General features: G+C 72.9%; 17 protein-coding genes. 7 read left to right on the forward strand and 10 right to left on the reverse strand.

The window, feature by feature from the left end; all coding sequences use genetic code 11:
• Positions 1 to 45: 45 nt before the first annotated feature.
• Entirely contained in the window at positions 46 to 2,238 is a 2,193-nt protein-coding gene (locus ACFVU9_RS22825) for an MMPL family transporter (protein WP_387595932.1), read from the reverse strand.
• 156 nt (positions 2,239 to 2,394) lie between these two features.
• On the opposite strand from ACFVU9_RS22825, the gene ACFVU9_RS22830 reads away from it, so the two are divergent.
• Positions 2,395 to 3,024 (forward strand): TetR/AcrR family transcriptional regulator, encoded by a 630-nt coding sequence (locus tag ACFVU9_RS22830; RefSeq protein WP_380441601.1) that lies wholly within the window; start codon positions 2,395 to 2,397, stop codon positions 3,022 to 3,024.
• Between the two features lie 7 nt (positions 3,025 to 3,031).
• Here ACFVU9_RS22830 and ACFVU9_RS22835 read toward each other — a convergent pair whose 3' ends face one another.
• Positions 3,032 to 4,000, reverse strand: a complete 969-nt coding sequence (locus ACFVU9_RS22835) for a LysR substrate-binding domain-containing protein (protein WP_387595982.1) — start codon at positions 3,998 to 4,000, stop codon at positions 3,032 to 3,034.
• A 122-nt stretch (positions 4,001 to 4,122) separates the two neighbouring features.
• On the opposite strand from ACFVU9_RS22835, the gene ACFVU9_RS22840 reads away from it, so the two are divergent.
• Both ACFVU9_RS22840 and ACFVU9_RS22845 read left to right on the forward strand, forming a co-directional pair.
• A complete protein-coding gene (locus ACFVU9_RS22840; RefSeq protein WP_380441599.1) occupies positions 4,123 to 4,674 on the forward strand; it encodes a peroxiredoxin in 552 nt (183 codons plus the stop codon).
• Positions 4,675 to 4,677: 3 nt separating this feature from the next.
• Complete coding sequence (locus tag ACFVU9_RS22845; protein ID WP_380441597.1) at positions 4,678 to 5,220, forward strand: alkyl hydroperoxide reductase; 543 nt, start codon at positions 4,678 to 4,680, stop codon at positions 5,218 to 5,220.
• An 89-nt stretch (positions 5,221 to 5,309) separates the two neighbouring features.
• Here ACFVU9_RS22845 and ACFVU9_RS22850 read toward each other — a convergent pair whose 3' ends face one another.
• From ACFVU9_RS22850 to ACFVU9_RS22865, 4 genes are all read right to left on the reverse strand, one after another.
• Complete coding sequence (locus tag ACFVU9_RS22850) at positions 5,310 to 6,803, reverse strand: AI-2E family transporter (RefSeq protein WP_387595937.1); 1,494 nt, start codon at positions 6,801 to 6,803, stop codon at positions 5,310 to 5,312.
• A 485-nt stretch (positions 6,804 to 7,288) separates the two neighbouring features.
• Positions 7,289 to 8,029, reverse strand: coding sequence for a transglycosylase SLT domain-containing protein (locus tag ACFVU9_RS22855; RefSeq protein WP_380441593.1), 741 nt, complete (start codon positions 8,027 to 8,029; stop codon positions 7,289 to 7,291).
• Positions 8,030 to 8,479: 450 nt separating this feature from the next.
• Positions 8,480 to 9,814 (reverse strand): PhoH family protein, encoded by a 1,335-nt coding sequence (locus ACFVU9_RS22860; RefSeq protein ID WP_380441591.1) that lies wholly within the window; start codon positions 9,812 to 9,814, stop codon positions 8,480 to 8,482.
• Positions 9,815 to 10,027: 213 nt separating this feature from the next.
• Positions 10,028 to 10,822 carry an isoprenyl transferase gene (locus ACFVU9_RS22865; protein WP_363656985.1) on the reverse strand — a complete coding sequence of 265 codons (795 nt, stop codon included), beginning with the start codon at positions 10,820 to 10,822 and terminating at the stop codon, positions 10,028 to 10,030.
• Between the two features lie 390 nt (positions 10,823 to 11,212).
• Here ACFVU9_RS22865 and ACFVU9_RS22870 point away from each other — a divergent pair, with 390 nt between their 5' ends.
• The gene (locus ACFVU9_RS22870; RefSeq protein WP_387595942.1) at positions 11,213 to 12,814 is read left to right on the forward strand and encodes a chitinase; all 1,602 of its coding nucleotides are present in this window, start codon (positions 11,213 to 11,215) and stop codon (positions 12,812 to 12,814) included.
• 153 nt (positions 12,815 to 12,967) lie between these two features.
• Here ACFVU9_RS22870 and ACFVU9_RS22875 read toward each other — a convergent pair whose 3' ends face one another.
• Positions 12,968 to 13,639: a prepilin peptidase gene (locus tag ACFVU9_RS22875; protein ID WP_387595945.1), complete on the reverse strand. Its 672-nt coding sequence runs from the start codon at positions 13,637 to 13,639 to the stop codon at positions 12,968 to 12,970.
• Between the two features lie 137 nt (positions 13,640 to 13,776).
• Between ACFVU9_RS22875 and ACFVU9_RS22880 the strand changes: the two genes are divergently transcribed.
• Both ACFVU9_RS22880 and ACFVU9_RS22885 read left to right on the forward strand, forming a co-directional pair.
• Complete coding sequence (locus ACFVU9_RS22880; protein ID WP_387595948.1) at positions 13,777 to 14,481, forward strand: hypothetical protein; 705 nt, start codon at positions 13,777 to 13,779, stop codon at positions 14,479 to 14,481.
• A gap of 101 nt (positions 14,482 to 14,582) precedes the next feature.
• Positions 14,583 to 15,797, forward strand: a complete 1,215-nt coding sequence (locus ACFVU9_RS22885; RefSeq protein WP_380441582.1) for a pyridoxal phosphate-dependent aminotransferase — start codon at positions 14,583 to 14,585, stop codon at positions 15,795 to 15,797.
• 164 nt (positions 15,798 to 15,961) lie between these two features.
• On the opposite strand, the gene ACFVU9_RS22890 is transcribed toward ACFVU9_RS22885, so the two are convergent.
• Complete coding sequence (locus ACFVU9_RS22890; protein WP_380497210.1) at positions 15,962 to 17,788, reverse strand: phosphoenolpyruvate carboxykinase (GTP); 1,827 nt, start codon at positions 17,786 to 17,788, stop codon at positions 15,962 to 15,964.
• Positions 17,789 to 18,061: 273 nt separating this feature from the next.
• Between ACFVU9_RS22890 and ACFVU9_RS22895 the strand changes: the two genes are divergently transcribed.
• Positions 18,062 to 18,748 carry a hemolysin III family protein gene (locus ACFVU9_RS22895; protein ID WP_380497208.1) on the forward strand — a complete coding sequence of 229 codons (687 nt, stop codon included), beginning with the start codon at positions 18,062 to 18,064 and terminating at the stop codon, positions 18,746 to 18,748.
• Here the strand turns inward: ACFVU9_RS22895 and ACFVU9_RS22900 are convergent.
• Together ACFVU9_RS22900 and ACFVU9_RS22905 are read right to left on the reverse strand one after the other, a co-directional pair.
• Positions 18,719 to 19,183 (reverse strand): hypothetical protein, encoded by a 465-nt coding sequence (locus tag ACFVU9_RS22900; protein WP_380441576.1) that lies wholly within the window; start codon positions 19,181 to 19,183, stop codon positions 18,719 to 18,721. The genes ACFVU9_RS22895 and ACFVU9_RS22900 overlap by 30 nt on opposite strands.
• Positions 19,184 to 19,536: 353 nt before the next feature.
• The gene (locus ACFVU9_RS22905) at positions 19,537 to 20,397 is read right to left on the reverse strand and encodes a hypothetical protein (protein ID WP_380441574.1); all 861 of its coding nucleotides are present in this window, start codon (positions 20,395 to 20,397) and stop codon (positions 19,537 to 19,539) included.
• Positions 20,398 to 20,402: the final 5 nt, after the last annotated feature.

Raw genomic sequence — 20,402 nt, forward strand, 5'->3', positions numbered from 1 at the left:
GGCCCGGCGGGAAGTGATCCCGCCGGGCCCGGCTCGTGGGGCCGGTCAGACCCCGGCCGGTTCCTTCGCCGCCCCGGACACCCGCTCCCGGTCCAGACGGGCGATCAGCTGCTCGCCCTCCATGTCCACCCGCGGCACGACCTTCTCCAGCCGCTTCGGGAACCACCACGCGGCCTCGCCGAACAGCGCCATCGCGGCCGGCACCAGCGCCATCCGCACGACGAAGGCGTCCACCAGCACGCCCACCGCGAGGGCGAAGCCGATCGGCTGGACGATCGGGTCGTGGCCGAAGACGAACGAGCCGAACACCGCCACCATGATCAGCGCGGCCGCCGTCACCACCCGGGCGCCGCCCCGCACCCCGGCCACCACGGCCTCGCGCGGCGCCGCGCCGTGGACGTGCTGCTCCTTCATCCCGGAGACCAGGAACAGCTCGTAGTCCATCGCCAGCCCGAACAGCACCCCGATCAGCAGGATCGGCACGAAGCTCACCACCGGGCCGACCTTCGGCACGTCGATCAGGCCGTCCAGCCAGCCCCACTGGTAGACCGCGACCACCGCGCCGAGCGAGGCGGTGATGCTGAGCAGGAACCCGGCCACCGCCTTGAGCGGGACGAGCACCGAGCGGAACGCCAGCGCCAGCAGCACCATCGCGATGCCGACGATGACCGCGAGGAAGGGCGGCAGCGCCTGGCCGAGCTTGGTGGAGACGTCGATGTTGGCGGCCGTGGTGCCGGTGACGGCGATGCCGGCGCCGGTCGAGGCCTTCAACTCCGCGCGCTGGGCGCGGATCTCGTTGACGAGCGACTTGGTGGCCTCGTCGTCGGGCCCGGTCCGCGGGATGACGGTCAGCAGGGCCGTCCCACTGGCCGGGTCGACGGCCGGCGGCAGCAGCGTCTGCACGCCCTTCAGCGTCTGCAGCTGCGCCGCCACGCCCTGCACGGCCCGCTCGGGCTGCGGCGTGCCCTTCGCGTCCACCACGACGACGAGCGGCGCGTTGAACCCGGGCCCGAAGCCCTCGCTCACCAGGTCGTACGCCTTGCGCGCGTCCGTCCCCGCGGCCTGTGAACCGCCGCCCGGCAGGCCGAGGCCGAGGCTCGCGGCGGGCACCGCGAGGGCCCCGAGCCCGGCCAGGCCGACGAGCAGGACGGGCAGCGGGCGGCGCACGACGAAACCGGCCCAGCGCTCGCCCATCGTGGTCGTGCCGCCGGTGCGCATGGCCCGCCGCCAGACCGGCAGCCGGTCGATCCGGCGGCCGACGAAGCCGAGCAGCGCGGGCAGCAGCGTGATCGCCACCAGGACGGCCACGACGACGGCGCCGGAGGCGGCGAGGCCCATCACGGTGAGGAACGGGACGCCCGCGACGGCGAGCCCGGCGAGCGCCACGACGACGGTCAGGCCCGCGAACACGACGGCGCTGCCCGCGGTCGCGGTGGCGCGGGCCGCGGCCTCCTCGGGCGTCAGGCCCTCGCCCAGGTGGCGGCGGTGGCGGGAGAGGATGAACAGCGCGTAGTCGATCCCGACCGCGAGCCCGACCATGAGCGCCAGCACCGGCGCGGTGGTGATGATCTCGAACGAGCCGGTGAGCGCGAGCAGTCCGGCCATCGCGGCACCGACGCCGACCAGCGCGGTGAGCAGCGGCAGTCCGGCGGCGACCAGCGAGCCGAGGGTGATCACCAGCACCACGCCGGCCACCGCGAGGCCGATCGCCTCGCCGCCGTCGACCTGGGCCATCCGGTTGTACGCGTCGCCGCCGAAGGCGACGTCCAGCCCGGCCGCGCGGGCCGGTTCGGCGGCCGCCCTGACCGCGTCGCGCTGCTGGTCGGTGATGTCGCCGAGCTTGCGGTCGAAGGAGACCAGCGCGATCGCGACCTTGCCGTCCGGCGAGACCGCGCCGGTGGCGTACGGGTCGGGCGCGGCGGCCACGCCCGGGACGGCGGCGATCCGGTGGACGGCCTCGCTCACCGCGCGGCCCGCGTCCGGCGCCTTGACGCCGTCGGCCGCCGGGGCGGCGAAGACGATCTGCGCGGAGCCGTGGCCCTGCTGCGGGAAGGCGTCCTTGATCCGGTCGAGGGTCGCCTGCGCCTCGGTGCCGGGGACCTTGAACTCGTTGCTCGTCTTGCCCGCGAACGCCCCGGCGGCCCCGCCGACGGCGATCAGCACGGCGATCCAGACGGCCAGGACGGCCCGCCTGCGCCGGAAGCAGGAGCGGCCCAATCGGTACAGGTACGTGGCCATGGCTGACCCTTCGGTCCGGTCGTCGGGCAGGCGGGTGCCTGACCAGGTCTCGGATCCACCGTACGCTCGACTTTGTCGGATGACAAAGTCGAGCGACACGAGCAATCGACGGAATCGTTCGACACAGTTGTCCGACCATGGCGATACCCTGGCTGGATGGCACACGTCCCCGCCGCAGAACGGCGGCCCCAGCTGGTGCAGGCCGCCCTCGACCTGATGAGCCGCGAGGGCATCGCGGCCGGCAGCACCCGGGCGATCGCGGCCGAGCTCGGCGTGGCCCAGGCGACGGTGCACTACACCTTCGGTACCAAGAAGGACCTCTACCGGGCCGTCGTCGAGCAGCTGACCGCCGACTTCATCGGCCAGGTCCGGGCGGCCTCCCCCGGTGACGGCCCGTTCGGCGAGCAGGTCCGCACGCTCGTGCACGCGCTCTGGGACGCCGCCACCGGCGAGGAGGGGCGCTGCGTGCTGCTCAGCGAGTTCGGCGCGCTGGCGATGCGCGACGCCGACCTGCAGGAGATCATGCTCGCGCTCCAGCGCGAGGTCGAGGGCACGGCGACCGAGATGCTCACCGCCCTCGCGGCGGCGCACGGACTGACCCTGCCGATGCCGGCGCGCGAGATCGCCGTCCACTTCCTCAGCGGCTTCGACGGCCTGACGGCGCGCTACCTCGCGCTGGGCGCCGACCCCGCCGCCGGGCCGGACGCGGACACCGTGCGGGCGCTCGACCTGCTGGTGGCGACGACGGTCGGGCTGTGCCTGGCGGCGCCGGCGGAGGTCCCGTAGGCACGCCCTACTCGACGATCCGGACCGGGAGTTCGGCGAGGACCTCGCGCAGCGAGGCGGCGAAGCGGTCGTACTCGGCACTGCGGGCCGAGCCCGGGCGGGTGGCCAGGCCGATGCGCCGGCCGGGCGCGGGGGCGGCGAAGCGGACGGCGGCGAGCCGGTCGGCGCGGCCGGCCTCGACGTCCAGGGCGGTCGCGGGCAACAGTGTCACCCCGAGGCCCCCGGCGACGAGTTGGACCAGGGTGGACAGGCCGGCCGCCCGGGTGGTCGACCCGGCCGGGTCGGCGCCGACCTCGCGGCAGATGTCGAGGGCCTGGTCGCGCAGGCAGTGGCCCTCCTCCAGCAGCAGCACGTCCAGGTCGAGCAGCACGTCGCGCGGGACGTCGATCCGCCCGGCGAGCGGGTGCCCGGGCGGGGTCAGCAGCACGAAGTCCTCGTCGAACAGCGGGATGTCCCGGGTCGGCGAGGCGCCGCCGGCCGGGAGCGCGAGCAGCAGGACGTCCAGCCGCCCGGCGGCCAGCCCCTCCAGCAGCGAGGGCGTGCGCTCCTCGTGGACGTGCAGTTCCAGCTCCGGGTAGCGGCGGCGGACCAGCCGCAGGACGGCGGGCAGCAGGTAGGGCGCGACGGTCGGGATGACGCCGAGGTGCAGCGGCCCGGTGAACGGGCGGCGCGCGGCCTCGACCTCCTCGGTGAGCGCCTGGAGCGACGCGAGCACCCGGCGGGCGTGCGCGTGCACCCGCTCCCCCAGTGGTGTCACGATCACCTTGCGCGTCGTACGCTCGACGAGCTGGGCACCCAGCGACTCCTCCAGTGCCGCGACCGCTCCGGAGAGCGCGGGCTGGCTGGTGCCGGTGGCGGCGGCCGCCTCACGGAAGTGCCGGTGCTCGGCGACCGCGACGAACGCCCTGAGCTGGGCGAGCGTGGGCGTGCGGGGGCTGCGGGCGGGGCCGGAGGCGCCGACGGACTGGGTATTGATAACTTTCTCCGATCAGACACATCGAGTATAGCTATTTCCCTGATCAGTCCACGATGTGGAATCGTGGAGGCCTGTCCGCAATCCGGACAACTCCCCGCAGTCTCACTTCAGGAGAAGCGAACGTGCTCACGATCGGTGACAAGTTCCCCGAGTTCGACCTCAAGGCCTGTGTCGACCTCGACGCCGCGAACGCCTTCGCCGACATCAACCACAAGTCCTACGAGGGCAAGTGGAAGATCGTCTTCTTCTGGCCGATGGACTTCACCTTCGTCTGCCCGACCGAGATCGCCGCGTTCGGCAAGCTGAACGACGAGTTCGCCGACCGCGACGCCCAGATCCTGGGCGTCTCGGGCGACTCCGAGTTCGTGCACCACGCCTGGCGCAAGGACCACAAGGACCTGCGCGACCTGCCCTTCCCGATGCTGGCCGACGTCAAGCACGAGCTGATGCAGGCCTGCGGCGTCGAGGCCGCCGACGGCACCGCCCAGCGCGCGGTGTTCATCGTCGACCCGAACAACGAGATCCAGTTCGTCATGGTGACCGCCGGCTCCGTCGGCCGTAACCCGAAGGAGGTCCTGCGCGTGCTGGACGCCCTGCAGACCGACGAGCTGTGCCCCTGCAACTGGACCAAGGGCGAGGACACCCTCGACGCCCAGGCCCTGCTGGCGGGCTGACCCGTGGCCCTCGACGACCTGAAGTCCGCCCTCCCGGAGTACGCCAAGGACCTCAAGCTCAACCTGGGCTCGGTCATCGGCAACTCCGACCTCCCCGCGCAGCAGCTGTGGGGCACCGTCCTCTCCTGCGCGATGGCCACCCGCAGCCCCGCCGTGCTGCGCGAGCTGGAGCCCGAGGCCAAGGCCAACCTCTCCCCGGAGGCGTACAACGCCGCCAAGGGCGCCGCGGCCGTCATGGGGATGAACAACGTCTACTACCGGACGCTGCACCTGCTCTCCGACAAGGAGTACAGCAGCATGCGGGCCGGTCTGCGGATGAACATCATCGGCACTCCGGGCGTCGAGAAGGTCGACTTCGAGCTCTGGTGCTTCGCCGTCTCGGCCATCAACGGCTGCGGCCAGTGCCTCGACTCGCACGAGGCCGTGCTGCGCAAGGCCGGCGTCGAGCGCGAGGTCGTCCAGGCCTCGATGAAGATCGCCGCCGTGCTCCAGGCCGTGGCCGGCGTCCTCGACTCCGAGGCCGCCCTCGCCGCCGTCGACGCCTGACGGACACGCGCGTACCCGAAGGGCCCCGCCGGACAGCCGTCCGGCGGGGCCCTTCCGTCGTCTCGGTCGACTCGTTCGCCTCGGTCGACTCAGTCGGCGACCGGCGCCGGGGTGGGAGCGGCGGCCGGGGTCGCGGCGGTGCGCCCGGCGGCCTCGCGGGCGTTCTCCAGCGCGGTGAACACGGCCTGCCCGGCCTCGTTGCGCTTGCGCAGGTGGGTCACGACGGTGTTGGTGACGGCGATCAGCGGGACGGCCACGACCGCACCGCCGATGCCGCCGATGATGCCGCCCGCCGCGACGCCGAGCACGACGCCCAGCGGGTGGACCCGCACCGCGCGCCCGAGGATGAGCGGCTGGAGCACGTGGCTCTCGATCTGCATCACCGCGACGAGCACGACCAGCACCATCAGCGCCGTCCACGGGCCCTGCGTGACCAGCGCGATCAGGACCGCGGCGGTGCCGGTGACGAGCGCGCCGACCAGCGGCACGAAGGCGCCCAGGAAGATGATCACGGCCAGCGGCATCGCCATCGGCACGCCCAGCAGGTCGATCCCGATGCCGATGCAGACCGCGTCGATGAACGCCACGCACACGGTGCCGCGCACGTACGCGGTCAGCGTCGTCCACGCCTTCGGCCCGGCCCCGGCCATCGCGAAGCGGGAGTGCCGGGGCAGCCCGCGCAGCGCCCAGTTCCAGATCTTCTGGCCGTCGTAGATGAAGAAGAACGTGGTGAAGAAGGTCATCAGCACCGCGGTCAGCACCTCGACGGCGATCTGCGCGGTGGTGAGCGAGGCCGAGGTGATCTGGTCCGTGTTGGTGGTGATCGCCTTGGTGATCTGGTTGGCGAAGTCGGTGATCTGCTGCTGGGTCAGGTGCAGCGGGCCGTCGATCAGCCAGTCCCGCAGCTGGATGACGCCCTTCTGGACCTGGCTGGTGACGTCCGACAGGTTCGTGCTGACCTGCCAGACCACGAACCAGCCGACCAGCCCTATCCCGGCCAGGCCGCTCAGGAACACCCCGACGGCCGCGAGCGAGCGCGGCACGCCGTGGCGGCGCAGCCAGGAGACCGAGGGCTCCAGCAGCGCCGAGATCAGCAGCGAGGCCAGCACCGAGAAGGCGACCAGCCGCAGCATGTCGACGACGTAGAAGACGACGTAGAGCGCGGCGCCGAGCAGCAGCAGCCGCCAGGTGGACTCGGCGGCGACCCGCAGGCCCCACGGCACGGCCTCGACGGGCGTCGCGGGCCGGCCCGGGTGGTACTCCCGGGGGTGCGCGCCCTGGGCGCCCGGCGCGACCGGCGCGGGCGCGGCCGGTTCCACCGGAGCGGGCGGCGCCTCCACGACGGGGGCGGAGTCGGTGCGCGGGACGGGCAGCGGCCCCGCCGTGTCGGCCGGGGCCGGTGCGGTCACGGCGGCGGGCGGGTCGGCCCGCTCGGTGTCCGGGAGGGCGCCCGGCAGCGCGACGGCGTCGTGCGGATCGGCCGTCATCGCGGCACGCCGGCGCCGTTCGATCACAGCGGCCGCGCTCGCCACCACGGCCATGCCCTTGGCCACGGCCTTGAAGGCCTTCCCGCCCCGCGCCATCCTCGCTACCACCGCTCCCGTGCCGGTCCGCCGTCACCCGGCGGTACGCCGTGCGTCGCGCCACGGCCGTCAGGGATGACGCTACCCGCCCGGGGCGGAACGAGTCCGGCCGCCCGGCGGGTTCGGCCCGGCCGACCCCGGTTCGAACGCACCGGCCCGGCGCGCGAACGCCCGTAAAAGGGGACGGAACGTGAGGTTTCGGATGCACGACGCTGGGGAGGAGTCGGAGCGAGACCCCGAAGCCGGAGCGGCCCCCAGCCATCCGCCGGCGGACCGGCCGGTGCGGGAAGCAAAACCAGGACCCCTTCCCGCGCCCCGCGTCCGCACCCAGGACCGCACCGCCCGTGAGCGCGTTGGTCAGCGCGGCCGGGCGGCGCGGCCCGCCCGCCCCGGCGGGGTCGCCGACGACACGGCCCCCGGGCGCTCAGCGGGTGAGCGGCCGGGGGCCGTGGCCTTGCGTGGAGTCCGCCGGGGCGGGGTGGCTCCTAGTACCAGCTGTGGGCCTGCCAGAACGACCAGGCGCCGCAGGGGCTGCCGTAGCGGCTGTTCATGTAGCTGAGGCCCCACTGGATCTGGGTCGCCGGGTTGGTGCGCCAGTCGGCACCGGCCGAGGCCATCTTGGAGCCGGGCAGCGCCTGGACCAGGCCGTAGGCGCCGGAGCTCTTGTTGGTCGCGGTGTAGTCCCAGCCGCTCTCGCGCTTCACGATCTGGCTGAAGCACTGGAACTGGGTGTCGTTGCCGACGATCTGCCGCGCGGTGTCCTGCACCGAGCCCGGGCTGACCGAGACCGGCGGGGCGCTGTTGTCCGTGGCGGCCAGGGCCGAGCGGGCCTTGGAGCGGTTGGCGGCCTCGTCGGCCTGGCGCTTCGCCTGGGCGTCCGCGGCCGCCTTGGCGGCGGCGTCGGCCTTGGCCTGCGCGTCGGCCTTCGCCTGGGCGTCGGCGGCGGCCTTCTGGCGCGCGGCCTCCTCGGCGGCCTTCTGCTCCGCGGCGGCCTTGGCGGCAGCCTCGGCAGAGGCCTGCTGAGAGGACGCCTGCTGGCCGATGTTGTCACTGATGATCTGCGCCTGGGCGCCAGAGGGGACTTCGGCGAGCAAGGTCGCGCCGGCGACGTCGACCGTCTGCGTGGTCTTGCCCTCGCTGCCCGAGGCCACACCCACGACGGCACCGACGGCGGTGACGGCGGTGGCGGAGGCCACAGCAACTCCCCGGACCGAGATCCGAGTCACATGGTTTCCTTCCAGCATCGCCCACGCGTGACCGTGCGGACGCAACATGCCCCTTGGCACGGACCTCCGCAGGTGCTCTGGTCACGGGAGGTGCTGGCCCGGCGTCCGGCCGAGGTGAGGCGACCGGGCGTTGAGATCGGGCGGCGTACGGCTCGTCGGTTTTCAATTGTGCGTCCACCGAACGGAGTTGGCGGACCTTCCGGGCCGGACTCCGGTTGCCCGGAAGCCCTGCCGCGCCGTACGCGGGGCCTGACAGAACCCTCACCATGCCGCACCGGGCACGTTCGACGCAATTCCCGCCCGCGTGGCGCATGTCACATTCACCGCACGGGAGTTCTCCGGACAGACAGGTACTCGACGTGATGAAACGGACGGGGCCCGCTCCGTCAGGAGCGGGCCCCACGTGCGAAGTTGACCGGATTGTCCGACTATGTCCCGGTCAGTCGTGGATCACGGGTGGATGTCCTCCAACATTTCCGTGACCAGAGCCGCGATCGGCGAACGCTCCGAGCGGGTGAGGGTGATGTGCGCGAACAGCGGATGCCCCTTCAGCTTCTCCACCACCGCCACCACGCCGTCGTACCGGCCCACCCGGAGGTTGTCCCGCTGGGCCACGTCGTGGGTGAGCACCACCCGCGAGCCCTGGCCGATCCGGGACAGCACCGTCAGCAGCACGTTCCGCTCCAGCGACTGCGCCTCGTCCACGATCACGAAGGCGTCGTGCAGCGAGCGCCCGCGGATGTGGGTGAGCGGCAGGACCTCCAGCATCCCCCGTGCGATGACCTCCTCGATCACGTCCGGAGTGGTGACGGCGGAGAGGGTGTCGAAGACCGCCTGCGCCCAGGGGCTCATCTTCTCCGTCTCGGACCCCGGCAGGTAGCCGAGTTCCTGCCCGCCGACCGCGTACAGCGGCCGGAAGACCATCACCTTGCGATGCTGCCTCCGCTCCAGCACCGCCTCCAGCCCCGCGCACAGCGCCAGGGCGGACTTGCCCGTACCGGCCCGGCCGCCCATCGAGACGATGCCGACGTCCGGGTCGAGCAGCAGGTCCAGCGCGACCCGCTGTTCGGCGCTGCGCCCGCGCAGGCCGAACGCCTCCCGCTCGCCGCGCACCAGCCGGACCCGGCCGTCGCCGGTCACCCGGCCGAGCGCGCGGCCGCGCTCCGAGGTGAGCACCAGTCCGGTGTGGACGGGCAGCTCGGCGGCCCCCTCGATGTCCACCGAGACGTCGTGGCCGGCCGCGAACAGCGCGTCCACGTCGTCGGCCGCGACGTGCAGCTCGGACATGCCCGTCCAGCCGGAGGTGATCGCGAGCTCGGCCCGGTACTCCTCGGCGAGCAGGCCCACCGAGCTGGCCTTGATCCGCAGCGGCAGGTCCTTGGACACGACGGTGACGTCGTAGCCCTCGGCCTGCAGGTTGCGGGCGACCGCGAGGATCCGGGTGTCCGCCTCGCCGCCCCCGGAGCGGTAGCCGGCCGGCAGTATCGACAGGTCGGAGTGGTTGAGCTCGACCCGGATCGTCCCGCCGAGCTCGCCGACCGGGATCGGCTCGTCGAGCCGGCCGTGGCGGATGCGGTAGTCGTCGAGAAGCCGCAGCGCCTGGCGGGCGAAGTAGCCCAGCTCGGGGTGGTGCCGCTTGGCTTCCAGCTCGGTGACGACGACCACCGGGAGGACGACCTCGTGCTCCTCGAAGCGGGTCATGGCGAGAGGGTCCGCCAGGAGCACGCTGGTGTCGAGAACGTACGTGCGCCGGTCTGGTGTCCGGCGGCTCTTGGAACTGACCACTAGGCCTCCAGAGCGGATGACCCTGCGTCATCCGCGGCAAGCCGGCCCCGCTGCCCCGGTGGCCCCGGGACCGGACTGATTGGAGTATTCCCAGGCGAGGGGCGGTGCATTCGCGTCCCCGGCGAACTGACGGATCATTGCCGGTGAACGTTTGGCCTCGCGCGGCGGCCGGGTAGGCCACCCCTACGGGGGGTCAGTCGGGAGCGGCGGGCGCTACAGGCCCAGGCGCCGGTTGCGCTGCTCGAACGCGCGCAGCGCCCGCAGGAAGTCGACCTTGCGGAAGGCCGGCCAGTACGCCTCGCAGAAGTAGAACTCGCTGTGCGCGCTCTGCCAGAGCAGGAATCCGGACAGCCGCTGCTCGCCCGAGGTGCGGATGATCAGGTCCGGGTCGGGCTGGTTGCGGGTGTAGAGGTGCTCGGCGATGTGCTCCGGGTCCAGGATCCCGGCCAGTTCCTCGATCGACGTGCCGCGCTCGGCGTGCTCCTGGAGCAGCGAGCGGACGGCGTCGGCGATCTCGTGCCGGCCGCCGTAGCCGACGGCGACGTTGACGGTGATGCCCTCGATCCCGGCGGTCTCCTCGGCGGCGCGCTTGAGCACGTCGGCGGTGTGCTGCGGGAGCAGGTCCAGCGCGCCGACCGGGTGCACCTTCCACCGGCGGGCGGCGGCGAGGCCCGTGACGGCGTCCTCGATGATCCCGAGCAGCGGGACGAGTTCGTCGGCGGGCCGGTCGAGGTTGTCGGTGGAGAGCATCCACAGGGTGACGACCTTGACGTGGGTCTCGTCGCACCAGCCGAGGAACTCGCTGATCTTGTCGGCGCCGCGCTGGTGGCCGTACGCGGTGGAGCCGCCGGCGGCCTTGGCCCAGCGGCGGTTGCCGTCGAGGATCACGCCGATGTGGTTGGGAGTGCGGGCGAGGTGGACCTCGACCCGGCGGCCGTAGAGCCCGTACGCACCGTGCAGCAGCGTGCGCAGCCCCGGCGTGCGTTCCACGACATCGCGCAGACCCATGTTTTCGGCCCCTCCGTACTCATTTCGGCGGGTGCGTCACCACCCCGGCGCAGCCTACTCCGGCGCGCAGGCGACCGGGAAAGCCGCAGGTAGCGGTCTGGTCACGGTCCTGTACGAAGTCTGTCGCGACGTGCATGTCGCGGGCCGCGGGCGGGGCCGGCGGCGACGGCTACGGAACGGTCTCCGGTTCCTTAAGGAATCCGTAAGCCGACGTTCCGGTGCTTGACGCCCGGCAATGGTCTAGTCCAGCTTTTGATCCGGGACGGAACGAGATCGACGCGACGGTCCCGGCCCCTCCCCCACCAGCATGACCGCGGACCTCCCCTCCCCCACACGCGGCCGCCGCGACCCCCACCGCGGCGGCCGCTCCTCCCCCAGGAGCGTCACCCCATGGCCCGTACGCCGAACCAGCCCGCGCACAAGCGCCGGCGCAGCCCCCTCCCGGCCGTCGCCGCCGGTGCGACCGCCCTCGCGCTGGCCGGCACCGGCCTCGCGCTCTTCGCCGGCGGCGCGAGCGCGGCCGTCGGCGAGCTCGTCACCAACGGCGGCTTCGAGAACGGGCTCGCCGGCTGGACCTGCACCGGCACCGCCGCCGCGGTCTCCGCCCCGGTCCACTCCGGCAGCGGCGCGCTCCAGGCCACCCCGGGATCGGCGGACACCGCCGAGTGCACCCAGACCGTCAGCGTGCTGCCCAACTCCAGCTACTCGCTGAGCGCGTGGGTCCAGGGCCCGTACGTCTACCTCGGCGCGCGCGGCACCGGCGCCACCGACCCGAGCGTGTGGTCGAACCAGACCGGCTGGAACCAGCTGGCCACCACCTTCACCACCGGCCCGAACGCCACCAGCATCACGCTGTACCTGCACGGCTGGTACGGCCAGGCCGCCTACCTCGCGGACGACGTGAGCCTGGCCGGCCCGGGCGGCACCCCGGCGCCGAGCCCGACCGCGACGGCCACCGCCACACCGACCGCGACCCCCACCGCGACGCCGACGCCGACCCGGACCCCCACCCCGACGGCCACGCCGACCGCCACGGCCACGCCGACCGCCACCGCGACCCCGACCGCCCCGCCGACCACGCCGCCGGCCACCGGGCTGCCCGCGCACGCCGTCACCGGCTACTGGCAGAACTTCGACAACGGCTCGACCCCGCAGCGCCTGGCCGACGTCCAGAGCGCCTACGACATCATCGCGGTCTCCTTCGCCGACGCCGTGCCCACCCGGACCGGCGCGATCAGCTTCACCCTCGACCCGGGCCTGTCCAAGGCCCTGGGCGGCTACACCGACGCGCAGTTCCGGGCCGACATCAAGGCCAAGCAGGCGGCCGGCAAGAAGGTCGTGCTGTCCATCGGCGGCCAGAACGGCGCGATCAGCGTCGGCGACGCGACGGCCGGCGCCGCCTTCGCCGACAGCGCCGCCGCGATCCTCAAGGACTACGGCTTCGACGGCGTCGACGTCGACCTGGAGAACGGCGTCCAGCCCGGCCCGCTCGGCGACGCGCTGCACGCCCTGCAGGCCAAGGCCGGCCCGGGCTTCGTCCTGACGATGGCGCCCGAGACGATCGGGATGTACAGCACCGCCGGCGCCTACTTCCAGCTGGCGCTCAACACCAAGGACATCCTGACCGTCGTCAACACCCAGTTCTACAACTCGGGCGGCATGAACGGCTGCGACGGCAAGGTCTACAACCAGGGCACGGTCGACTTCATCACCTCGCAGGTCTGCACCCACATCCAGGGCGGCCTGCGGCCCGACCAGGTCGGCATCGGCGTCCCCGCCTCCTCCAAGGCGGCCGGCGGCGGCTACGTCGACCCGTCGGTCGTGAACAACGCGCTCAACTGCCTGGCCACCGGCACCAACTGCGGCAGCTTCGTCCCGCCGGCCAAGTGGCCGACCATCCGCGGCGCGATGACCTGGTCCACCAACTGGGACGCCAACAACGGCAACGCGTTCTCCAACGCCGTCGGCCCGTTCGTCCACAAGATGCAGTGAGCACCGCCAGGACCTGATTCCCCGCGACGCGCCGCTCCTTGAGGGTGGGGTGGGCGCGTCCGCGGCGGGGCCCGCAGTACCGCGACCGGTGCTGCGGGCCCCGTCCGTGCGTGCCGCGGCCGTGCGGGCTCCAGCCGTGCGGGCCGCGGCCGCTCAGCGCACCAGTACCGCGGACAACGTGCCGAGCAGCAGGAACGGGCCCACCGGGACCTCGAGTCCGCGCACCGGACGGCGGCGCGCCAGCGCGGCGACGGCCCTCAGCACCGCCCACAGGCCGGCCAGCAGGACGGTGAAGAACAGCCCGCTGAACGCCACGCCCCACCCGTACCAACCGAGCAGACCGCCCAGCGCGAACGCCAGCGGGGAGTCCCCCGGGCCCATCAGGCCCAGCCAGACCGGCAGTTCGAACAGGGCCCCGGCCGCGAGCGCCACCAGCAGGCAGCGCACCAGCACCCCCGGCCGGCCCTCGGCCACGGCGGACGCGGCCAGCAGCACGGCCAGCCCGGCGGCCAGCGGCAGCGTCAGCCGGTACGGCAGCCGGCGCACCCGGCCGTCGACGAAGGCGAGCACCACGCCGAGCCCGGCCGCCCAGGCCAGCGCCGCGGCCGACGACCCGTCCGCCGCGAGCACCACCGCGACGGCGACGGCCGCGGCGGCGGCCTCGACCGTCCACGCGCCGGCGCCCACCCGCTCCCGGCAGCGCGGGCAGCGCCCGGTCGGCGGCAGCAGCCGCGTCGGAGCCGCGCACGACGGGCAGGCCCGGCACCACGCCTCGCCCTCGGGCACGGCGAACCTGGCCACCAGGCCCCGCAGCAACGGAGCCACCAGAAAACCGGTCGGTACCGCCCCGGCGGCCGCTAGCATCACCGGCGCAACCCCCTCTCGCTCAGCGCCCACATGACAAGCGGGACGCCCGGCGGGCGGGGGCCCACCGACCCACATCATCCAACGGGGGAACGACCATGACGAAGACCCGGTTCACAACCCGGGCCGCCCGCGCCGCGGTTCCGGCCGCGGCGCTCGCGCTGCTGCTGACCGCCTGCGGCCCGGACAACGCCGACCCGGCCGCGAGCACCGGCGACCCGGCCGCGCCGCCCGCCACCGCCACCGCCACCCCGCCAGCCACGCCGGGCGCCGTCCCCTCCGCGGCCACCGGCGCCCCGGCCGCACCCGGGGACGGCCCGCAGCCGTCGGTCACCGCGGGCGGCAACAACGTCACGCAGGTCAGCTACGACCACCCGCTCGCGCTCGGCGGCACCGGCCGCTACCTCGGCAAGAGCTCGACCGTGGACGCCACGGCCGTCTCGATCACCAAGGGCACCGCGAACGAGATCGCCCCGTTCGGCTTCCTGCCGGACCTCGCCACCGGCAAGACCCCTTACTACGTCAGCATGACGTTCACCAACCGCACCGGGACCGCGCTCGCCCAGGACGCCTACATGATGCGGGTGTGGGTGAAGCCGAAGGACCACTCCGCGGGCACGCTGCCGGCGCCGACCCTGGAGAAGGCGATCCCGCAGTGCGACACCAAGTCGCTCGTGACGCTCGCGCCCGGGCAGTCGGTGAAGCTGTGTGCCGTCTATCTCGTTCCGAACGAGAACCCGCCGGCGTTCCTCACGTACGGCAACATCCTGGACACCGCACCCCTGGTTTGGAAGGTCGGCTGACGGCACCCGCCTGCCGATCGAAGGAGCCCTCGCGGGGCCCCGCCGCACGTGTTGCAGGACACGCGCCGCGGGGCCCGGTCGTGGCCCTAAAGTAGGCAGGCATGCAGGTCATCCAGTCCAGCAAGCTCGCCAACGTCTGCTACGACATCCGCGGACCGGTGCTCGACGAGGCGATGCGGTTGGAGGAACAGGGCCACCGCATCCTCAAGCTCAACACCGGGAACCCCGCCGTGTTCGGGTTCGAGGCGCCCCCGGAGATCCTCCAGGACATCCTGCGCAACCTCGCGACCGCGCACGGCTACGGCGACTCCAAGGGCCTCCTGTCCGCCCGCCGCGCCGTCGTCATGCACTACGAGGACCGCGGCCTGCACGGCCTCTCCGTCGACGACGTCTTCCTCGGCAACGGCGTCTCCGAGCTGATCCAGCTCGCCATGACGGCGCTGCTCGACGACGGCGACGAGGTGCTCGTCCCGGCGCCCGACTACCCGCTGTGGACCGCCTCGGTCTCGCTGGCCGGCGGCACCGCCGTGCACTACCGCTGCGACGAGCAGTCCGAGTGGTACCCGGACCTCGCCGACATCGAGGCCAAGGTCACCGACCGGACCCGGGCCATCGTCGTGATCAACCCCAACAACCCGACCGGCGCGGTCTACCCGCGCGAGGTGCTGGAGGGGATCGTCGAGATCGCCCGCCGGCACAAGCTGGTCGTCTACGCGGACGAGATCTACGACAAGATCCTCTACGACGACGCCGAGCACGTCCCGCTGGCCACGCTCGCGCCCGACCTCTTCTGCGTCACCTTCAACGGGCTGTCCAAGTCCTACCGGGTGGCCGGCTTCCGCTCCGGCTGGATGGTCCTGTCCGGCGACCGCACCCGCGCCCGCAGCTACATCGAGGGCCTCACCGTGCTCGCCTCGATGCGCCTGTGCGCCAACATGCCGGCCCAGCACGCGGTGGCCGCGGCGCTCGGCGGGCGGCAGTCCATCCGCGACCTCGTCCTGCCCGGCGGCCGGCTGCTCGCCTCGCGCGACGCCGCGTACGAGCTGCTCAACGACATCCCGGGCGTCAGCTGCGTCAAGCCCAAGGGCGCGCTGTACGCCTTCCCCCGGCTGGACCCGAAGGTCTACAAGATCAAGGACGACGCCCAGATGGTGCTCGACCTGCTGCGCTCCGAGCGCATCCTGCTGGTCCAGGGCACCGGCTTCAACTGGCCCGAGCCGGACCACTTCCGCCTCGTCACCCTGCCCCGCGCCGAGGAGATCACCGACGCCGTCACCAGGATCGGGGACTTCCTGAGCGGCTACGCCCAGCCGTAGGCGCCGGAAGGACGCGCGGGAAGAACACTACGGCCGGAGCCTCGGCCCGGACGGTCTCCTTGGTCGGGGAAAGACCGTCCGGCGGGGGGCTCCGGCCGTCCTGCCGCTCGGCCGGTGCGAAGTTCGTGCAGCGCACCGGCCGTTGTCACGGCTGAGGCTCAGGCTCAGCCGAGACGCGCGACGAGGCTCTTGTACTCGTCCCACAGCTCCTTCGGGGTGTGGTCCCCGAACATCTCCAGGTGGGCCGGCACGAGCGCGGCCTCCTGGCGCCAGATGTCGGCGTCCACGGTGAAGAGCAGCTCGACGTCCTCCTTGGCCAGCTCCAGGCCGTCCAGATCGAAGCCCTCGGTGGTGGGCAGCACGCCGATCGGGGTCTCGACGCCCTCGCCGGTGCCCTCCAGGCGCTCGACGATCCACTTGAGCACGCGGCTGTTCTCGCCGTAGCCGGGCCAGACGAAGCTGCCCTCGGCGTTCTTGCGGAACCAGTTCACGTAGTAGATCTTCGGCAGCTTGGCCGCGTCCGCCTGGGCGCCGACCTTCAGCCAGTGGGCGAAGTAGTCGCCCATGTTGTAGCCGCAGAACGGCAGCATCGCGAACGGGTCGCGGCGCAGCTCGCCGACGGTGCCCTCGGCGGCGGCGGTCTTCTCGGAGGCGATGTTGGCGCCGAGGAAGACGCCGTGCTGCCAGTCGAAGGACTCCGTCACCAGCGGGACGGCGGTGGCGCGGCGGCCGCCGAACAGGATCGCCGAGATCGGCACGCCCGCCTGGTCCTCCCACTCGGGGGCGATGGTCGGGCACTGCGCGGCCGGGACGGCGAAGCGGGCGTTCGGGTGGGCGGCCGGGGTGCCGGACTCGGGGGTCCAGTCGTTGCCGCGCCAGTCGGTGAGGTGCGCCGGGGGCTCGTCGGTGAGGCCCTCCCACCACACGTCGCCGTCGTCGGTGAGGGCGACGTTGGTGAAGACCGTGTTGCCCCAGAGGGTGTCGATGGCGTTGGCGTTGGTGTCCACGCCGGTGCCGGGGGCGACGCCGAAGAAGCCGGCCTCCGGGTTGATGGCGTAGAGGCGGCCGTCGGCGCCGAAGCGCATCCAGGCGATGTCGTCGCCGATCGTCTCGACCTTCCAGCCCGGGATGGTGGGCTGGAGCATGGCCAGGTTGGTCTTGCCGCAGGCCGACGGGAAGGCCGCGGCCACGTACTTGACCTCGCCGGACGGCGGGGTGAGCTTCAGGATGAGCATGTGCTCGGCGAGCCAGCCCTCGTCGCGGGCCATCGTCGAGGCGATGCGCAGCGCGTAGCACTTCTTGCCGAGCAGGGCGTTGCCGCCGTAGCCCGAGCCGAAGGACCAGATCTCCTTGGTCTCCGGGAAGTGCGAGATGTACTTGGTGCTGTTGCACGGCCACGGGACGTCCGCCTCGCCCTCGGCGAGCGGGGCGCCGACGGTGTGGACGGCCTTGACGAAGTCGCCGTCCTCGCCGAGCTGGTCGAGCACGGCCTTGCCCATGCGGGTCATGACGCGCATCGACACGGCGACGTAGGCGGAGTCGGTGATCTCGACGCCGTAGGCGGCCAGCGGGGAGCCGACCGGGCCCATCGAGAACGGCACGACGTACATCGTGCGGCCCTTCATGGCGCCGCGGAACAGGCCCTGCTCGCCCTGGAAGACCTCGCGCATCTCGGCGGGGGCCTTCCAGTGGTTGGTCGGCCCGGCGTCCTTCTCCTGCTCGGAGCAGATGAAGGTGCGGTCCTCCACGCGCGCCACGTCGGACGGGTCCGAGGCGGCGTAGTAGGAGTTCGGGCGCTTCTCCTCGTTCAGCTTCTTGAAGGTGCCCTGAGCCACCAGCAGGTCCGCGAGGCGCTGGTACTCCTCGTCGGAGCCGTCGCACCACTCGATGCGGGCCGGCTGGGTGAGCTCAGCGATCTCGCTCACCCACGCCACCAGGCGCTGGTGACGGGTGGGCGCGGATGCGCTGACAGCAGAGATCTCGTACGACACGATCGCTCCTTCACGCCATCCCGGCGGGGAGACGGCGTAGCGGGGGTCTGAGGGTGCTTGCAGCGTAGCTCCGGGTTCAAGGCCGGATTGCGGCACACCGGTGAAATTGACGCATCTTTTACTACAGTTAGTATGATTACTGGCGAGTAACACGTCGCTCACGTCCGGGCCGGAGTGCGCTGCGCCACACTTCAATTGCTCCAAAATGTCTAAGTGTGGCGATCGCCACTTCCTACCTGCCAGTAACCTACGGACCCGTAAGTACCGGGTAGCATGCTGCGCATGACTGCAGAGCTCGTGCGGGGCGCCGCGAACGCGACGGAGAGCAAGCCGAAGTGGCGCGGCTGGCTGCACGCCGGGATGTTCCCCGCCACCGTCGCGGCCGGGATCGTCCTGATCTGCCTGGCCGACTCCACGCCCGCCAAGATCGCGTGCGCGGTCTACTCGGCGAGCGCGTGGCTGCTGTTCGGGGTCAGCGCGGTCTACCACCGCTTCGACTGGGGGCCGCGCGGGGACGCCGTCCTGCGCCGGCTGGACCACGCGAACATCTTCCTGATCATCGCGGGGACCTACACGCCGTTCACGATCCTGCTGCTCAAGGGCGCCGCCCAGCAGGTGCTGCTCTGGGCGGTCTGGGGCGGCGCGCTGGCCGGGATCGCGTTCCGGGTGTTCTGGGTCGGCGCGCCGCGCTGGCTGTACACGCCGGTGTACATCGCGCTGGGCTGGGCCGCGGCGTTCTTCCTGCCGGACTTCCTGCGCACCGGCGGCGTGGCCGTCCTGGTGCTGATGATCGTCGGCGGGGTGCTCTACAGCGTCGGCGGGGTGGTGTACGGCCTCAAGCGGCCCGACCCGTCACCGCGCTGGTTCGGGTTCCACGAGGTGTTCCACGCCTTCACGCTCGGCGCGTTCATCGTGCAGTACGTCGGGGTCTCACTGGTGGCCTACAGCGCGGCCGGCTGAGTCCGGCGCTCCACGGCGGGCGGTCGTCCGGTCCACGTCCACGGACCGGGTGACCGCCCGTTCCGCCGTCCAGGGGTGCTCGTGCGGCGCCCGGCCCTGTGGGTGGCGCCGGTGCGACGCACGGCCCGCAGCGCCCGCGCCGCCGCGCGACTGGCGCGCGTCCAGCGCCTCGCGGGCCCGGCGGCAGCGCTCGCAGTGCGCGGCGTTCGGGGTCCCGGCGGACGGGCGGTGGCCGCCGGGCGCGTCCGCCCGGTGCAGCGCCCGCCAGCGCCGGGCGACGTACACCATGAGCAGCAGCACCTCGACCCCGGCGACCGCCAGGACCAGCGCGGCACCGTTGATCAGATAGGCCGCGACCACGGCCAGCGCGGACCCCACCACCACGGCCGCGCCCCACACCTGGGCACCGGCCCGCCTGTCGTCACTGTCAGCCACTACGGCTCCCCTTTCCCGGCGCCGGGCTCGTGGTCGGCTCCTGCCGCCCCACCCCTTCTCCGCTCTCGGCACGCGTCGGCCAGCACTGACCGATTGCCACATGGTATCTACCGTCAGTCACTCCGAGCTGCCTCCGGACGGCGAACGACAGATCAACGTTGCGTCAATTCCATGTGCGGGAGCCGCACTTAAAGCACCCCCGGACGAGCCCCACGGCCCCCCGGGATCACCCTCCCGGGTCGACGGCCGCCGTACCGTCCCCTCTTTACGCGTCCGAAAGCGCCCGACCCCGAACGCACGAGGGCGGGGCCCGGCCGTGTCGGCCGGGCCCCGCCTCCCCGTGCGGTGACGCCCTACCCTCGTCGGGCGCCGGTCCTCCGCCGCAGGACCGCGGCCGCGCCGACCAGCGCGGTGGCGCCCAGCGCCGCGCCCGCCGTCGCGGCGGGGAGCAGCGCACCGTGGCCGGCCGGTTCCGGTGCGGCGGCGGCCACCTGGTAGCCGCCGCCCTCGCCCGCCCGGTCGTACGCCGAGCCGGGCAGCTTGTCGCCGTACCGCTGGTGGACCAGCTGCTGGTACGCGGCCAGCGCCACCCCGTCCGCGCCCACCGAGCGACGGGCCTCGTCGTCGAGCGGCAGCACCCGGCCGTCGCGCAGCGCGTACCACGCGTTGATCTGCGGTTCGCGGAACGCGGTGCCGCCGTCCGCCGCCGCCTTCGCCGCGTAGTCGCCCTCGTCGCCGCCCGAGGCGATGTTGACGACCCGCCAGTCGTCGCCCTGGCGGACCGTCCACACCGAAGCGGTCTGCCCGTCCGCCGCGACCACCTTGCTCGCGGTGAACTCCGCCCTCGCGACGGCCGCGCCCGGGGTGCCGGCCACGAAGGCGGCGTCCAGGGTGTACACCGGCACGGTGTCGCCGGCGAGCCGGGGCGTCTCGGCGGTCGCCGCCCGCGCCTCCTCGTCCGCGCCGATGGTCAGCTGCTGCGTCGGCGGGACGCCCTTGCGGGCGAAGAAGTGGCCGAGCCGGTCCAGCACAGCCGGGCTCCGCACGGCGTCGCGGGCCTTCGCCAGGTCGGCGGCGGCCACCGGCGCGGGCGCGCCGGCCGGTGCGTCGGCGTGCGCGGCTGGCGCGAGGGCCAGCACGACGCCGACCGCCAGCAGCACGGTGGCCGGCAGGGCGGTGATGGCGGCCCGGCGGGTCTTCCCGAGGTCAGTCATGGTCG

It is taken from the genome of Kitasatospora sp. NPDC057936 (assembly GCF_042887525.1).
In the GTDB taxonomy this organism is placed as follows: Bacteria; Actinomycetota; Actinomycetes; order Streptomycetales; family Streptomycetaceae; genus Kitasatospora.

Excerpts from the sequence above, each read along its gene's own strand:
- ACFVU9_RS22825 (WP_387595932.1), bottom strand. The coding sequence starts at position 2,238 with ATGGCCACGTACCTGTACCGATTGGGCCGCTCCTGCTTCCGGCGCAGG.
- ACFVU9_RS22830 (WP_380441601.1), top strand. The coding sequence starts at position 2,395 with ATGGCACACGTCCCCGCCGCAGAACGGCGGCCCCAGCTGGTGCAGGCC.
- ACFVU9_RS22850 (WP_387595937.1), bottom strand. The coding sequence starts at position 6,803 with ATGGCGCGGGGCGGGAAGGCCTTCAAGGCCGTGGCCAAGGGCATGGCC.
- ACFVU9_RS22865 (WP_363656985.1), bottom strand. The coding sequence starts at position 10,822 with ATGGGTCTGCGCGATGTCGTGGAACGCACGCCGGGGCTGCGCACGCTG.
- ACFVU9_RS22870 (WP_387595942.1), top strand. The coding sequence starts at position 11,213 with ATGGCCCGTACGCCGAACCAGCCCGCGCACAAGCGCCGGCGCAGCCCC.
- ACFVU9_RS22880 (WP_387595948.1), top strand. The coding sequence starts at position 13,777 with ATGACGAAGACCCGGTTCACAACCCGGGCCGCCCGCGCCGCGGTTCCG.
- ACFVU9_RS22885 (WP_380441582.1), top strand. The coding sequence starts at position 14,583 with ATGCAGGTCATCCAGTCCAGCAAGCTCGCCAACGTCTGCTACGACATC.
- ACFVU9_RS22895 (WP_380497208.1), top strand. The coding sequence starts at position 18,062 with ATGCTGCGCATGACTGCAGAGCTCGTGCGGGGCGCCGCGAACGCGACG.
- ACFVU9_RS22905 (WP_380441574.1), bottom strand. The coding sequence starts at position 20,397 with ATGACTGACCTCGGGAAGACCCGCCGGGCCGCCATCACCGCCCTGCCG.